The organism is Dellaglioa sp. CoH-55-MRSF-7 (genome assembly GCF_056782235.1).
In genome coordinates, this window is sequence record NZ_JBXAYI010000176.1 from 1 (window position 1) to 260 (window position 260).

At 49.6% G+C, this 260-nt stretch carries 1 protein-coding gene; it reads left to right on the forward strand.

From position 1 onward, the window contains the following. The coding region (locus tag AC1RPU_RS08310; protein WP_481769697.1) for a hypothetical protein at positions 1–198 on the forward strand (198 nt) is incomplete at its 5' end. Between the last annotated feature and the right edge of the window lie 62 nt (positions 199–260).

Sequence of the window (260 nt, forward strand, 5' to 3'; positions counted from 1 at the left end):
GGTGATCTAGATATCAACACGCTTGTCTCGCTTTTCTACGAGATAGCGAACTACAACCTAGTGCTGTATTCGGTTGACGAAGAGTTCGATATGCCGATAACCGATGACCCTACTCTGGTGCGCACTGATGCGCAGATCGTGGCCCTTGGCCTATGGGAGGATGTGTTGATCACGATCCTGCCCGACCCAACAATCTAAGGACAACGTAACATGTCAACGCCAATTGTTCCAAACAGCGCGTCGTTTTTGATCACAGACGT